We start from the raw sequence: 16044 nt of genomic DNA, 5'->3' as shown, positions 1-16044 counted from the left end.
ATAAGTTCCATCATAGCTGATTTTTTATGTAATGGAAAGTTAGAATATATGGAATTATGGTGTTATTTTTAAAAACTTACTATTTTTTTTTTGAGAGTTCAAAATAAGGCTTACATACGTTCCCTTTTTCATACAAAAAATGCTTTTTATATAGAAAAAAGAGGAGATGGGCTCTCCTCTTTGTTTTACTGCACATGCTTATTTTGTACAAGTTTAACGACACAATTCGCCAATGCATGTTTTTCATCTTCAGAGGCAACGCTCCATAAATCCGACAGCACTCGCTCTTGTTCATTTTTAGGATCGACATTTGTCGCCAAATATTCCCCAATTTGTACAGCAGCTTGTTGAATCATTTTCTTTGGCATACCGCTTGATTCTGCTTGCATAACATTTTGTCCTAAAAACGATGTCCATTTTTGCCAGTTTTCTAAAATGGTCATATGTTCCTCCTCCTTTACACATGTAGTATGTGCAAAAAAGAATATTATATGTACCAGCCTCCATTTAATCGAATTATTTGCCCCGTTACATAATCTGCTTTTCCAGAAAGATAGAAGCGCACCATTTCAGCAACATCCGTTGTTTGTCCTATTGTACCTAACGGAATGTCCTCTAAAATATATTCAAGCTCATCTTCACTTAAATGACTGTTCATCGAAGTATTAATAAAGCCTGGTGCAATGGCATTGACACGAATTCGTGACAATGCCGCTTCTTTCGCATATGACTTCACAAAGGCATGTTGGGCGCCCTTCACAGTGGCGTAAAGTGCTTCACCTGCCGATCCAGCCTCTCCCCAAATGGAACCGATAAAAAGCACGTAGCTGACATCATGAGCGCGAAGCTTTGATGAAAGCAATGCCGTTAGACGCATTGGATTTTGCACATGGACACGCCATAATGCATCCATATCCTCCACCGTAGTATCTTCAAGTAGAGAATAATGTGCCTGACCATTTGCAAAAACAATCGCTTGTACATTAAAAATTTGCGATGCTAGCAATTGTGCCCCAGATACTTTCGAAAAATCTCCCTGTACAAGCATAAACTCCTGTGCAGGGAAGTTTTCTGAAAGAGAACAATATAAAGCCTGTGCCGCTTTCTCATTGTTTGAAAAGTGTATGTAGATGGACCAACCATCTTCTGCCAGACTCTGACAAATAGTACGGCCAATCCCACCCGATGCACCTAACACGAGGGCAAACTTTTTCACTGTACACCCTTCTCTGTAGGTAAAATTTTAAAGACAGTTTGTTGAGACTCGCCTTGAATCGAAGAAAATGCTTTTTTCAAATCTTCAATCGTTAGTTCTTCTAGTACAGGCACGACATCGAACAAATTCATATCATTAAACGAATAACGTGTAAATTGATTAGCAATAAATTCAATAGAGTTTAGTGCACGTAAGAAGAAACCAATTTTTTTACGTTTCACTCGTTCTAAATCGGCACTTTCAAATTTTTGTGCATCTCCATCATACTTTGCTAATTCTTCCTTAATAGCTTTTTCTAATGCAGCGGGTTCTGTAGTATCTGAGCCAATTAAAGCAAAACCAAAACCATTTTCTAACGTAAAATCAAATGCATACGTTTCATCAATCAAGCCATCTTCATAGACACGCTCATAAAAATTAGATGTACGTCCAAAAATAAGTTCAAGTGCAATTTGAACAGATAGCTCATGCTTTAACATGTCACGACCAGAAAGATTTGTTTCTTTTGCTTTTAAGCCAATATATACTTTTGGCTTTTGTACATCCATATGCAATGCACGATCTTTGATAGCAACCTCTGTCGGCTCTTGATCAAAGAAGCGTTGAATTGGTGTTGGTTCAGGGAATTCTTTTTTGTTTTGATTGTCACGAATAAACGTCATCATTTCATTAGGATCTACTGCACCAATGACAAATAATAACATATTGGATGGATGATAAAATGTATTGTAGCACGTATATAAATGGTCCGCAGTAATACCGTCAATCGATTCTATTGTACCAGCGATATCAATTTTTACTGGGTGATTATGATACATATTTTCGATTGCTCCAAAATATAGACGCCAATCTGGCTGATCATCGTACATCGTAATTTCCTGCCCAATAATGCCCTTCTCTTTATTGACTGTTGCTTCTGTAAAGTAAGGCTCTTGGACAAAATTTAATAATGTATCTGTACTTTTATAAATATTGTCTGTTGATGAAAATAAATACGCTGTACGTGTAAACGATGTAAAGGCATTGGCTGAAGCGCCGAATTCACTAAACTTTTGGAATACATCGCCATCTTCTTTTTCAAACATTTTATGCTCTAAAAAGTGGGCAATGCCATCTGGTACTGTAATGCTTTCCGTGTCACCCATTGGCACAAATGTACGGTCAACAGAGCCGTACTTAGTTGTGAACGTCACAAACGTTTTTGAAAAGCCTTTTTTCGGTAAAATATAGACATCTAAGCCATTCTCTAGTTTTTCATAATACAATGTTTCATCTAATTGTTTGAATTCAATTGTTTTCATTGTGCGGCTTGCTCCTTTCCACATAAGAAATAGACCGCTTCTAGCTGTACTTGCTTCGCCATCTCAACAACATCTTCCTTCGTAACAGCTTTCCATTTATTGGCCCAAGCTTCAACAGAGAATTCCTCAGGTAAATCTTTATATTGGTCAAAAATTTCTATTTGTCCACGGGCAGAATCTAATGCTTCTTTTAGCTGATTTGTCAGCATTGCCTTTGTTTGTTCTATTTCCAAATCTGTAATATCGCCCGCTTGCATAACAGCAAGTTGTTCCTTAATAAGTGATAGCGCTTTTTCTTCATTCTTTGGTTCAATCCCTGACACAACAAAGACTAAACCATAATGTGATGCATATGAGCTTGACGCATAGTAGGCTAAACTTTCCTTTTCACGAACATTCATAAATAATTTGGCATGTGGATAGCCACCGAATACGCCGTTAAAGATTTGCATTTTTGCGAAGTCAGGACCGCCAAATCGTACTGGTGTACTAAAGCCAATATGCAGCTTTCCTTGCTTCATTTCTTGTTGTTCACGTACATAATCATTTTGTGGATGCTGTTGCGGAAGCACAGCAGGGATTTCTTCAAATGTACGATCATTAAATGGGAGCGCTTCTTTCAGTTTCGCCACGATTTCACCTTCATTTATATCACCTGCAATATAAATGTCTATTTTATCGTCAGCAAGCATGGATTGATATGCTTCAAACAATGATGTAGAGGTAATTTTTTGAATGTCCTCTACAGTTCCATTAGCAGAAATAGAGGCCGGTTCATTCGGACGTAAAATTTGCTGAAGGCGTTGCTGTGCAAAACGAGATTTATCGTCAAAAATGGATTCGATACGTTGGATGACCGTTTTCTTTTCACGTTCTACAATAGATTCCTTAAATACACCGTTTTCTAGATTTGGTTCAAATATTGCAGTGTGCAATAAACCAAGCACTTCATTTAAAACACTTGTATTTGCCAAATAATGATCATTAACAGCTTCTACATTCATCAGTACTGTATGTTCATTACCACGTTTGGATGTGTCAAAATATAACACTGTGCCATACATGTCATCCAAAAAACTTCGGAATGCGGCTGTTGTCGTATATTTGGCATTGCTGTGTTGCAAGACATTTGTTAACACTGTGCGTTCAGACGCATTTGTGGCCGTTAATGCTCTTCTCCATTTAATTGAAAAATTTACGGTTTTAAATTGGGTCGTTTGTCGGATATGCAAATTGACACCTTTTGCAAAAGGTATTGTTTTAAACATATGGAACCCTCCTATCTTTCTTAATATAACAAAGTACTACACATACTATACATGTCTATTGTCTATAATTGCAAAAAGAATCCAAAGTATGTATATGAAAAGTGATTATGTTTGTTGATTAACCTGTTTGAAAAAAATCAATCTCCAACTATCATTTTCCCAAACGCTTGAGATATGTACAAGAAAAAAGACTGAGCATTTTCGCCCAGTCTTTGTATATGTCTAACTTGTTTTTAGCGTTTCCCCTTAATATAAGGTTGACCACTAGCTTTTGGCGCATTTGCTTTACCGATAAATCCTGCTAACGCAAAGATTGTTAATACGTACGGTAAAATTTGTAGGTATACAGCAGGAATATCTTGAATGTAACGAATGTCGCTTCCTGCAACACTTAACGTTTGTGCTACTCCAAAGAATAACGCTGCGCCTAATGCACCGATCGGATGCCATTTCCCGAAAATCATTGCAGCAATAGCCATAAAGCCTTGACCAGCAATTGTTGCATGTGAGAAATCGCCTGTAATTGATTGCGCGTACACTGCACCACCAAGACCACCTAATGCCCCAGAGATGACAACAGCAATATAGCGCATTCTATTAACATTTACGCCCATCGTATCTGCAGCCATTGGATGTTCTCCGACAGCGCGTAAACGTAAACCGAATGGAGTTTTATAAATGATAAACCATGCTCCAATAGCTACTGCAAAAGCTAAAATTGACGTACTATAGACATCACGGAATAATAATGGACCAAAGAACGGGATATCCTTTAAATAAGGGATAGCGAAACGAGTTATTGGTTGGGCAATCATATCTGTTTGACCTTTACCATAAATCATTTTTACTAAGAATACAGTTACCGCTAAACCTAATAAATTAATAGCAACCCCTGATACCGTTTGATCAGCACGGAAGGAAATTGAAGCAACAGCGTGGAGAAGTGAGAAGATTCCTCCAATAATAACAGCTGCCAGCATAGCCACCCAAATTGTTGCTGCACCAAATGTTGAAGCAAATTCTAAATTGACATAAATACCAACAAATGCACCAACAATCATTAAACCTTCTAGCCCGATGTTTACAACACCAGAACGTTCAGAGAATACACCACCGATTGCAGTAAAAATTAAAGGTGTTGCATAAAAAATTGCAGAAGGGATGATGAAATATAACATTTCTAAAAAGCCCATGTTATTGTCCCTCCTTTTTCTTGCTTAACTTTTGTAAAGCTACTCGAATAATATAACCTGATGCTACGAAGAAAATAATTAATGCGATAATAATAGATACGATTTCCTCGGGAATACCTGCAGCATTTGGCATATTTAGTGCTCCGTATTTAAGTGAGCCGAATAATGAAGCCCCAAATACTACCCCTAGTGGCGTGTTGGCGCCGAGTAAAGCAACGGCGATACCATCGAAACCTATACCTGTAAAGCCTGCTTTAATAGAAGCATTTTGGAAAGTACCTAGTGCCTCCATAGCACCACCAAGACCTGCGAACATACCTGAAATCGTCATCGCTAAAATAATGTTTTTGTTGACGCTCATACCAGCATAGTCTGCAGCATGCTTGTTAAATCCTACCGCTTTAAGCTCATATCCACGTGTTGTTTTTTCTAAAATGAACCACATAACAACTACCATCAACAGTGCAATAATGATGCCATAGTGAAGACTTGAATTGTCTGTAAGCTCTCTTAAAAACGGAGAACGTAAAGAAGCTGATTCATGAACGCGTTCTGTTTTAAAGCCACCGTCAGACAATTTTTTGATCACTGCATTCGCAATATAAAGCGCAGTGTAGTTTAACATAATTGTCGCTATAACTTCGTGAACTTTAAATTTCGCTTTTAAGAAACCTGCAATAAAGGCCCAAAATGCACCTGCAGCAGCTGCCGCAAGTAATGCTAATGGTAAGTGAATAACTTTAGGTAGTTCAAATGCATATCCTACCCAGGCTGCTGCTAGCCAACCTAAAATCAGCTGACCTTCAACACCGATATTGAATAAACCTGTGCGGAAGGCAAATGCCACTGCAAGACCTGCCAATAGGTACGGTGTAATTTGACGGATTGTGTTCCCAATTGAATATGAATCTCCAAAAATACCTGTCCAAAGGGCAATATAACCTTGTACTGGGTCATAGCCGCTGACTACCATTACGATAGCACCAACAATTAAACCGATAATGATAGAGATGATAGGAACGAGTATATTAATGACACGATTTGACATTAGTCGTTCCCCTCCTTCGCATCATTTATGTTATTTTTATTACTTTGTCCTGCCATTAATAGGCCAAGCTCTTGTTCTGTTGTTTCTTTTGGGTTTAATTCATCCACAATTTGACCATCATATATAACAGCAATACGGTCCGAAACATTCATGACCTCATCTAATTCAAATGAAATTAACAGTACTGCTTTTCCTTTATCACGTTGCTCGATAAGGCGAGAGTGAATAAATTCAATTGCCCCTACGTCAAGACCACGTGTTGGGAGTGCCGCAATCAATAAGTCTGGATTACGATCAATTTCACGACCGATAATCGCTTTTTGTTGGTTCCCGCCTGAAAGGGCACGAGCCGGTGTCATTTCACCATTACCAGTACGTACATCATACTCTTCGATAACTTGGCGCGCTTTTTCAGACACCTTGTTGTAGTCCATGACAAAGCCCTTAGCAATTGGAGATTGGTAATATGTTTGCAGTACGATATTATGGCCAATTGGGAAATCTAATACTAAACCGTGCTTATGGCGGTCTTGCGGGATATGCCCAACGCCTTCCTCAGTAATTTTTCGAGGTTTCATATTTGTAATATCTTTGCCATTTAATTTAACGTTACCATTCTTTATTTTACGTAGGCCAGTAATGGCTTCGATTAACTCAGATTGTCCGTTGCCATCGATACCCGCAATACCAACTATTTCACCTTTACGTACTTTTAAGTTCAAGCCTTTTACTTTATCGATATTACGGTAGTCTGTAACAACTAAGTTTTCGATTGTAAGCACTTCATCAGTTGGTTTTGCTTCTGTTTTTTCTGTTTTAAATTCAACTTGACGACCTACCATCATTTCAGCTAATTGGTTAGGGTTTGTTTCAGCAGTTATAACCGTTCCAATCCCTTCACCTTTTCGGATAATCGTCACACGGTCAGAGACTTCCATAATTTCCTTTAGCTTATGGGTAATTAAAATAATTGATTTGCCCTCTGCAATTAAGCGGCGCATGATCTGAATAAGCTCTGTAATCTCCTGTGGTGTTAAAGATGCAGTAGGCTCGTCAAAGATTAAAATTTCGGCACCACGGTATAGTGTTTTTAAAATTTCAACACGCTGTTGCATCCCCACAGTAATATCCTCGATTTTGGCATATGGATCAACATCTAAACCATATTTTTCAGAAAGTGCTTGTACTTTCTTTGCTGCATCTTTAATGTTGATAATTCCCATTTTTGTAGGTTCAGAACCTAAAATAATGTTCTCTGTCACTGTAAAATTTTCCACTAACATAAAGTGTTGATGGACCATACCAATCCCTAAATCATTGGCCACATTTGGGTTTGTAATTTTAACAGCCTTCCCACGAACTCGAATTTCGCCACCCTCTGGTTGATACAAACCAAAAAGTACGTTCATTAAAGTCGATTTACCTGCACCATTTTCACCAAGTAATGCATGGATTTCGCCTTTTTTCAGTTGGAGGGTGATGTTATCATTCGCCACGAAATCACCGAATTCTTTGCGGATTCCTAGCATCTCAATCACGTATTCCAATTTTGTCACTCCCTTAATAGGCACTTTTATCAATTTCGCCTTGGCGTAATTGTGGCTGTCGCTTTGTTTTCGCTTTGCCACTGACGCTTCGTTAACACTTCGCTTTCGCGCAGATAAACAATGCGTCCAGTTATTGAAATGTTATTTAGATTTGTTTGAGACAAACTTAATTTTAATTATTTTGTCGATACTAATAAACTAATCTAAATACTAGCCATTGTCACTGTTAGCTCAAAGTTTTTCACTTTGGACAACAATGACTTCAGCCAGAGGTTCTATCTTCGTTCAGTGGGCATTATGTACCCTATTAACAAAAAATTCACGTATATCTTGTCCCACCAATAGAGGTAGATATTAAATATTTGCTGAATGAAGATAAATTAATACAGGAAAGGTCATCGTTAGAAACCTTTCTTCTATTAACTTGATACCATCATTACTATTCTTGCGATAAACTCATATAAAATTACTACCTCTATGGTAATGATAAATAGAGTCAAACAGAGTATTGTAAATAGTCGAAATATAACGATAGATTGAAAAATCATCATAAGGGTCTTCTAAAAGTCCCTTATGATGATCAAAAGATGAATTATTTTTCCGCTTTTTCTGGAACTTTGATTTCACCCTTAGCAATTTTTTCTTTATATTCGTCAATGACAGTTTGAACATCTTCTGGGATCGCACCACGAGAATCCGCAAGTTTCACTCCGTCTTCAGCTAAGCCATAAGTAAGCGTTTCGCCACCTGGGAATTCACCGTTTTTCGCTTTATTTGAAATATCTACAACTGCTGTGTTAACACCTTTTAACATAGAAGTTAAAGTTACATTTGTTTTGTCGTCTACTTTACCTTCTTCGTATTGGTCAGCATCTACTCCGATTACCCAAATGTTTGCATTAGGATCTTTTTTCTTACGTTCCTTTGCTTCAGAGAATACACCGTTACCAGTTGCACCAGCAGCGTGGAAGATAACATCTACACCTGAAGAGTACATGCTGTTTGCAGTAACTTTACCAAGGTCAGCTTTATCAAATGCACCAGTGTATTTTACTTTAATTTCGATATCTGGATTTACAGCTTTTGCACCTTCAACGAAACCAGCGTGGAAGCGGTTGATAACTGGAATATCTACGCCACCTACAAAACCAATTTTACCTGATTTAGACATTTTCGCAGCAGCTACACCAGCTAAGTAAGCACCTTCTTGCTCTTTGAACAGTACAGATACTACATTGTCTGCTTTTACTTCAGCGTCAATGATTGCGAAATTATTATCTGGATTTTCTTCAGCTACTGCAGCTATAGCGTCTTCCATCATGAAACCAATACCGTAGATTAAGTTAAAGTCACGACGTAATAATGCGTTTAAATTTGAATCATAGTCTGCGTCTGATTTTGATTGTAAGTAGTCAAAGCCACCATCACCTTTTTTTAGGTCATGTTCTTTACCGTAAGCTTGAACACCTTCCCAAGCAGATTGGTTGAATGATTTATCATCAACGCCACCTACGTCAGTAACCATTGCAACTGAGAACGCTTCTTCTTTGTTGCTTTCGCCTGATGCATTTTCATTTTCTTTTGCAGGTTTATCGTCATCTTTCTCACCACATGCACCAAGGATTGCACTTGCAGCTAATACTGATGTTAATACTAAGCCAAATTTACGTTTTTTCATTTTGTTAACCCCCCAAAGGTATTGTAATTAGCAGGAAAAATATTTAGAAATGTTCTACACCCGTTTTCGAACTACATGGAAGCTGAATTTATCAGCTCGGAAATAATTTTTTGAATACAGCACTACTTGATCATGATCATCGTAATGCAACTGCTTTAATACTAAAAGAGCTGTTTCACGGCCGCAATTTAAAATCGGTGAAGCTTGCTCATGATACCCGACTGGATCGATATATGTTACAGCATAGGCAACATGAATTTTACCGGATTGTTCAAGTGCAGAGAAAAGTGAAACTTCTTTTTTTTCTACAAAGTCAGTTGGCAGGAAGCTTGCTGGTAATCTGTCTATACAGTAAACTACTGGCTCACCATCCGCTGTTCTGACACGTTCAATCGTGAGTATTTTATCTTCGTCATCACATTGGAAGCGTTTTAAATCTTCCTCAGAAGGAATGTTTTCCGTCGCCTTTAAAAAGCGGGAACCGGGCTCCATACCTGCTGTTTCGATCATAGAAGAAATGCTCGATAAATGCTCGATGCCTGATGTAAACAATGGCTTAGGGTTTACAAACGTACCTACCCCGTGTCGACGCACAATGACATTCTCCTCTTCCAACAGTCGTAGCGCTTCTCTAAGTGTTGCTCGACTGACTCCTAGTGATTTCGATAATTCAAACTCTGAAGGCAGTTTTTCATTTTCTTTAAAAATGCCTTTTTCAATGTCAGACTTTAAACGATCAATTACTTGAAGATAGAGATGACGATGATCTGCTTTAATAGTCACATATATCACCACCAAAATCAGAGATCAGACATCTGATGTACAACATTCCTACTAATCGTTCATAAATATAACATTTTTGTAGAATGAAATCAATTACGCCTTATAGTAATTGCGTCATAATTTTGAATTGTACTTATGCTTCCACAATGTAGACATCATAATTCACCTTTTTGTCGATATTTTGGCACTAATTATCGTATTGATGAATGAGCACTTGTCGAGGTTTACTACCCTCTGAAGGCCCGACAATACCGCGTTGTTCCATTTGATCGACAATACGAGCAGCTCTCGAATAACCGATACGGAAGCGGCGCTGCAACATCGAAACAGAAGCCGTCTGCATACTTACAACTAACTGTACAGCCTCATCAAATAATTCGTCCGTTTCCTCTAAAATTGTCTCTTCTTCGGTCGGAATCATTTCCTCCTGATACTGCGCCTTTTGCTGTTCTATAACAAAGTTAACAACTGACTCAACTTCTTGATCTGATAAAAAGGCACCTTGCACACGTTTTGGTTTAGATGCACCGGCAGGTAAAAACAGCATATCTCCTCGACCGAGTAAACGTTCTGCTCCACCCATATCTAATATCGTTCTAGAATCGATTGCTGACGATACCGCAAAGGCAATACGTGAAGGAATATTTGCTTTAATAACGCCTGTCAACACATCTACACTTGGTCGTTGGGTTGCAATTATTAAATGAATCCCTGCTGCGCGTGCCATTTGCGCTAAACGTGTAATAGAATCCTCTACATCACTTGATGCAACCATCATTAAGTCCGCTAACTCATCTACAATCACAACAATATACGGTAATTTTGGATGTTTTTCATCGGTTTGCTCATTTACCTTTTGTACATGGCTATTGTAGCCTTCGATATTACGTGTTCCTGTGTGAGAAAATAAATCGTAGCGGCGTTCCATTTCTGACACTACTTTCTTTAGTGCCTGCGACGCTTTTCGTGCATCTGTGACAACTGGCGCTAGAAGATGAGGAATTCCGTTATAAACATTTAATTCCACCATTTTCGGGTCAATCATCATCAGTTTTACTTCATGTGGTTTTGTCCGCATGAGTATTGATACGACAATGCCATTTATACACACACTTTTCCCACTACCCGTTGAACCTGCAACAAGTAAATGTGGCATTTTATTGAGCTCGGCGAGTACTGCTTGACCTGTAATATCACGACCTAAAGCAACTTGCAATAATGCTTCTGGCTTTGCTCCGTCTTTAGATTCTAACACTTCACGCAGTGTAACAATGGCTACCTCACTATTCGGTACTTCAATACCAATCGCAGACTTCCCAGGAATTGGTGCTTCCATACGAATATCCTTCGCAGCAAGTGCTAAGGCAAGATCATCCTGTAAGTTTACAATTTTACTAACTTTCACGCCTACATCTGGTAATATTTCGTATTTCGTTACAGCTGGACCTAAATGAACCTGCGTTACTTTTGCCTTTACACCAAAGCTTTGCAAAGTTTGTTCAAGCTTTTTCGCATTGGCCTGAATAACAGAATATTCACCGCTTTGATCATGCTGTGGCGGTAATTGTAGTAAATTATAAGAAGGAAGTTGATAATCTGCATTTTCCACAGCATCTGCACCTTCAATATGGACATCATCAACAATCTCTCCATGTTCAATTTCTTCATTTTCAGCAGTTGGAAATGCTTCTCGTTCATGGGATACATTTTGAGTGAAGGCAGAGATAATCGGTTCATGAGAAACTTCTTCTTCCTCTTGTATCTCAGGCGTCTGATCGACAGCAGCAATTTCATCCTTGCTTTCCACTTTTGAACGTCGATTATTAGGTTTCTTCGGCATACTTTTTTTCTTATCACGATGTTTCTTTTGCCATTTGCCAAAAAGGTCGGGCATTTTTTCCGCTAAATATGGAACAAGTGCCTTTCCTGTTACTAAAATTAACCCGATAAAGAAAATAGCCCATGCGACGACCTTCGCGCCTGTTGCCTCAAATAATACATGAAGAGCACTAAATAACAGTGCACCAATCATTCCACCGCCAAGTGCATTACTTCGATGGATAATACCCTCTGAATTAATTAAAATCCGCCAAGATTCTCGCAAAACAGAATCTGATAATAAACCACCAGATTTTGATAATTGTTCAAAAAGAATGCCGTGACTAAAAATTGTTAAACTCATAACAATTAGGAGCATACCTAATAGTAGACGATCGTAAATGCTTACTTTTTTCCGCCCAATCATCAGTAACAATGCAACAAATATAAGCATAAATGGCACAGCAAAATGTAAATTTCCAAAAAGAAACATTGCTATTGTTTGTAGAATACGTCCAATCATGCCATATTCAAATATCATAATAACTGCAAACGCAATTAAGATGAGCCCTAAAATTTCATACATTAGCGGATGCATTTCTTTTTTTTCTGTAGTTGCTTTTCCTGTAGTTGCTTTTCTTTTAGTGACTTTTCTTTTTTTACTAGTCGCCATCTATTTCACCTTCTTTTACAAATCCATTTTATATATGTAGCGAATAATAACATGTAGAACTTGATTATTTCAAAAAAAAGACTCAACACCATAACGTGTGGTTGATTTCCGAACCGACTGGGCACTTTGTTGCTGTCGCTTCGCTTTCGCACAGATAAAACATTTGCCGCTGACGCTTCGCTTTCGCGCAGATAAAACATTTGTAGCTGCCGCTTTGCTTTCGCTACAGAAAACATTTGTAGCTGCCGCTTTGCTGTCGCTACAGAAAACATTTGTTGTTGCTGTCGCTTCGCTTTCGCACAGAGCAAAGCTTCCTGGGGGCGTCCGATGAGCCGCTTGGGCCAAAAGGATGTTGGTCACGAAGGCGTTATCACAGAACGTGATGCTTATAAATGTCATCCCCAACTTTTAGGATTGAGCCAAAAAAAGGATTTTCCACCGTTTACATTCGGTTAGAAAATCCTTTTTCATTCAACGATGATCTTACATTTTTAATATTCCATAATAATTGGGATAATCATTGGGCGGCGCTTCGTTTTTTGGAATAAATACGTATTCAGTGTATCTCGAATTTCTTGTTTAATGTTTGTCCATTCGAATGTATCTTTACCAACGTATTTTTCAATAACATTTTTAGCAATATCAGAAGCTTCTACCATTAATTCTTCTGATTCGCGTACATATACGAAACCACGTGATAAAATTTCTGGACCAGATGCAATTTTCTTTTGAGCACGGTTTAATGTTACTACAACAATGAAAATACCATCCTGCGATAATAACTTACGATCGCGAAGTACGATGTTGCCTACATCGCCAACACCAATACCGTCTATTAATACATTACCAGCTTGTACACGGCCACTCATTCGCATTTTACCATTTTTATATTCTACAATATCCCCTTTATCGGCGATAAAAATTTGTGATTTTTGCATACCTAGCTGTTGTGCAAGCTTAGAGTGAGCAATAAGCATGCGGTACTCACCTTGCACAGGGATAAAGTACTTTGGTTGCATTAAGTTAAGCATTAACTTTAAATCCTCTTGGCTACCGTGCCCCGAAACATGTACATTTTTGCTAGATGTCAGAACTTCAGCACCAGCTTTTGCGATGGAGTTCATCGTATTAGCCATCTGTACTTCCATACTAGGAGACGGTGTAAAAGTAATTAATACTGTATCATCTTGCTTAATTTTAATGTCTCGGTGATGTTTGCGAACGATTTTTTCTAATGCATCAAGTGGCTCCCCTTTATTACCTGTTGCAATAATAATAATCTCATCATCTTGATACTTTTGCATTTCTGAGATAGGGATAATTGTATCTTCCTCTACCGTTAAGTGGCCTAACTGTACACCTAAATCCACAGCTTTCTCTAAAGGTTTTCCTACAATAACTACTTTACGGAACGATTTTTGAGCTTGTGTAAATACTTGTTGAATACGAATAAAATTCGATGCATAAACAGCAACTAAAATACGACCTGATGCTGAATGGAATGTTTTTGATAATTGCTCCTCAATCACAATCTCAGAAGTCGTATAACCTGGTCGCTCAGCTTCAGACGACTCAGATAACAGAATAAATACGCCTTCTTCCCCAAGCTGTGCCATTTTTGCTAAATCAGGCTTAAATTTACCTGTCGCTGATTGATCGAATTTAAACTCTCCTGTATGAACAATTGCTCCTTCAGATGTATGGAACACTACCCCTAACGAATCGGGAATACTATGTGTTGTATGGAAGAATGTCACATACGTTGAATTAAAATTCATACGACTACGGTTCGTAACCTCAAAGAATTTCACCTGATGTGGTGCAGGTAAATCCTTTAAATGTTCCTTTGCAAGTGCAATTGTTAGTTTTGATCCGTACACTGGCGCTTTCACTTTTTGTAATACGTAAGCAATCGAGCCAATTGCATCTTCATGACCATGCGTTAAGAAAATCCCTTTCACACGATCTTTATTTTCTTCTAAATACGTAATATCTGGAATTACGATATCAATGCCCAGCATTTCGTCTTCTGGGAACATTAAGCCGCTATCCACTACAAATAGCTCTTCGTCAATTTCTACTACGTACATTGCTTTCCCAATTTCGCCCACGCCACCAAGTGGGATGATGCGAATTAGTTCATTTTTCTTTTTTGTCAATTTATTTCCTCCTAAAAAATATCCCGAACAGCAACCACTTAACATTTATTATACGGTTTGCAAAGCTTTTGCACAAATTAAAAATACAACTTTCATGGTGGAAACAGAAATTTTTTACAAAACAACGTACAAGAAAATAAATCAATGAAAGACGCAACCCTTTAAAGTTGCGTCTTTCATGTGTACTAATAGTGCGAGATAAAAAGTAATCCGATAAATGTAAAAAACATTCCGATAAACGATGAAAATGTTCCGAAAATTCAGAAATGATACCGATATTTCACGAAAAGGTTCCGACATTCTTATTGAATATAAGTTTACGAAATACCCAAATTGCGGAAAATAACGGCCTTATTCTTCTATATAATCAAAAAAGACCGTAAACAAACTAAAAAATCTTGAGTTTGTTTACGGTCTGAGAGTTTAAGTAAATTAACTAAAGGTACTTATTTTTCTAAAGCTGCTCGCTTTTTCTTGATACGTATCCCAAATTCGGTCAAAGTTTGCTTTTTCTTCATCTGTCATTTCCATCATTGGCAAACGAACATTGAGTGTATCAAAGCCTAATTTTGTCATCGCATATTTGATAGGCGAAGGGTTTGGTTGAGCGAATAGCGCACGTACTAAAGGTAATAATGCTCGGTGAATTTTGGCTGCTAGCTCGTGATTTCCTTCTTCAAACGCTTTAATCATTAATTGCATATCATTTCCAACAACATGGGCAGCAACTGAAATAACACCTGCTCCGCCGATTGCTAGTAGTGGAAGTGTTAAACCATCATCCCCACTATAAACTAAAAAATTATCATCTGAATCAACATTCTCAATAACATCGCCCATTTGATCTAAATTGCCGCTCGCTTCTTTAATCCATGCAATATTAGAAATTTTACTTAAAGCAACGGAAGTTTCATAGGCAACATTGACGCCTGTACGTCCTGGCACGTTATAAAGCATGACAGGTAAACTTGTTTCTTTGGCAATTGTTTCAAAGTGCGCAAAAATACCGCGTTGATTTGGCTTATTATAATATGGCGCTACAAGCATAATACCATCTGCACCATTTTCTTCAGCCTTGTGCGTCATTGCAATAGAGTAAGCAGTTTCGTTATCCCCTGTACCTGCAATAACGGGTACACGACCTGCTACTTTTTCTACTGTAAAGCGTACAACTTCAATTTTTTCTTCTGTGGACATAGTTGGGTTTTCAGAGGTTGTGCCACATGCGACAATACAATCTGTACCATTATCAATCAAATGATTAATAATACGTTCTAGTTCTGGATAATTAATCGTGCCATCTTCTTTGAACGGCGTAATCATCGCCGTTCCAATTCGACCTAAATTCATCCTTACACCC

The 16044-nt window shown here is 38.1% G+C and carries 13 protein-coding genes; all 13 read right to left on the bottom strand.

All coding sequences use genetic code 11. From position 1 onward, the window contains the following. Positions 1-185: 185 nt before the first annotated feature. Complete coding sequence (locus AN161_RS10340; RefSeq protein WP_053594270.1) at positions 186-443, bottom strand: DUF3243 domain-containing protein; 258 nt, start codon at positions 441-443, stop codon at positions 186-188. Positions 444-487: 44 nt separating this feature from the next. After that, positions 488-1216: an SDR family oxidoreductase gene (locus AN161_RS10335; RefSeq protein WP_053594269.1), complete on the bottom strand. Its 729-nt coding sequence runs from the start codon at positions 1214-1216 to the stop codon at positions 488-490. Beyond that, positions 1213-2517: a pitrilysin family protein gene (locus AN161_RS10330; RefSeq protein WP_053594268.1), complete on the bottom strand. Its 1305-nt coding sequence runs from the start codon at positions 2515-2517 to the stop codon at positions 1213-1215. Before AN161_RS10330 ends, AN161_RS10335 begins: the two co-directional genes overlap by 4 nt. Further along, entirely contained in the window at positions 2514-3785 is a 1272-nt protein-coding gene (locus AN161_RS10325; RefSeq protein ID WP_053594267.1) for a pitrilysin family protein, read from the bottom strand. The genes AN161_RS10330 and AN161_RS10325 overlap by 4 nt, the downstream gene beginning before the upstream one ends. 233 nt (positions 3786-4018) lie before the next feature. Further along, the gene (locus tag AN161_RS10320; protein WP_053594266.1) at positions 4019-4978 is read right to left on the bottom strand and encodes an ABC transporter permease; all 960 of its coding nucleotides are present in this window, start codon (positions 4976-4978) and stop codon (positions 4019-4021) included. A 1-nt stretch (position 4979) separates the two neighbouring features. Continuing rightward, positions 4980-6026 (bottom strand): ABC transporter permease, encoded by a 1047-nt coding sequence (locus tag AN161_RS10315; protein WP_053594265.1) that lies wholly within the window; start codon positions 6024-6026, stop codon positions 4980-4982. Then, positions 6026-7573, bottom strand: coding sequence for an ABC transporter ATP-binding protein (locus AN161_RS10310; protein WP_053594264.1), 1548 nt, complete (start codon positions 7571-7573; stop codon positions 6026-6028). Before AN161_RS10310 ends, AN161_RS10315 begins: the two co-directional genes overlap by 1 nt. Before the next feature lie 592 nt (positions 7574-8165). Further along, positions 8166-9251: a BMP family protein gene (locus tag AN161_RS10305; protein ID WP_053594263.1), complete on the bottom strand. Its 1086-nt coding sequence runs from the start codon at positions 9249-9251 to the stop codon at positions 8166-8168. A gap of 54 nt (positions 9252-9305) precedes the next feature. Then, positions 9306-10034, bottom strand: a complete 729-nt coding sequence (locus tag AN161_RS10300) for a GntR family transcriptional regulator (protein ID WP_053594262.1) — start codon at positions 10032-10034, stop codon at positions 9306-9308. A gap of 187 nt (positions 10035-10221) precedes the next feature. After that, positions 10222-12525 carry a DNA translocase FtsK gene (locus tag AN161_RS10295; protein ID WP_053594261.1) on the bottom strand — a complete coding sequence of 768 codons (2304 nt, stop codon included), beginning with the start codon at positions 12523-12525 and terminating at the stop codon, positions 10222-10224. A gap of 69 nt (positions 12526-12594) precedes the next feature. Beyond that, positions 12595-12885, bottom strand: coding sequence for a hypothetical protein (locus tag AN161_RS10290; RefSeq protein WP_143114713.1), 291 nt, complete (start codon positions 12883-12885; stop codon positions 12595-12597). Between the two features lie 131 nt (positions 12886-13016). Next, a complete protein-coding gene (locus AN161_RS10285) occupies positions 13017-14684 on the bottom strand; it encodes a ribonuclease J (protein WP_053594259.1) in 1668 nt (555 codons plus the stop codon). 432 nt (positions 14685-15116) lie between these two features. Then, on the bottom strand, positions 15117-16034 hold the full coding sequence (gene dapA, locus AN161_RS10280; protein ID WP_053594258.1) for a 4-hydroxy-tetrahydrodipicolinate synthase: 918 nt from the start codon (positions 16032-16034) through the stop codon (positions 15117-15119). Between the last annotated feature and the right edge of the window lie 10 nt (positions 16035-16044).

The sequence above is a fragment of the Lysinibacillus sp. FJAT-14222 genome, assembly GCF_001278875.1.
GTDB classification, from domain to species: domain Bacteria; phylum Bacillota; class Bacilli; order Bacillales_A; family Planococcaceae; genus Lysinibacillus; species Lysinibacillus agricola.
Note: the sequence above shows the minus strand (reverse complement) of the source record. Positions and strands in the feature narration are given on the sequence as shown.

Bases quoted from the DNA above. Each gene is read 5' to 3' on its own strand.
- AN161_RS10340 (WP_053594270.1), bottom strand. From the start codon at position 443: ATGACCATTTTAGAAAACTGGCAAAAATGGACATCGTTTTTAGGACAA.
- dapA (WP_053594258.1), bottom strand. From the start codon at position 16,034: ATGAATTTAGGTCGAATTGGAACGGCGATGATTACGCCGTTCAAAGAA.
- AN161_RS10305 (WP_053594263.1), bottom strand. From the start codon at position 9,251: ATGAAAAAACGTAAATTTGGCTTAGTATTAACATCAGTATTAGCTGCA.
- AN161_RS10330 (WP_053594268.1), bottom strand. From the start codon at position 2,517: ATGAAAACAATTGAATTCAAACAATTAGATGAAACATTGTATTATGAA.
- AN161_RS10325 (WP_053594267.1), bottom strand. From the start codon at position 3,785: ATGTTTAAAACAATACCTTTTGCAAAAGGTGTCAATTTGCATATCCGA.
- AN161_RS10315 (WP_053594265.1), bottom strand. From the start codon at position 6,026: ATGTCAAATCGTGTCATTAATATACTCGTTCCTATCATCTCTATCATT.
- AN161_RS10295 (WP_053594261.1), bottom strand. From the start codon at position 12,525: ATGGCGACTAGTAAAAAAAGAAAAGTCACTAAAAGAAAAGCAACTACA.
- AN161_RS10320 (WP_053594266.1), bottom strand. From the start codon at position 4,978: ATGGGCTTTTTAGAAATGTTATATTTCATCATCCCTTCTGCAATTTTT.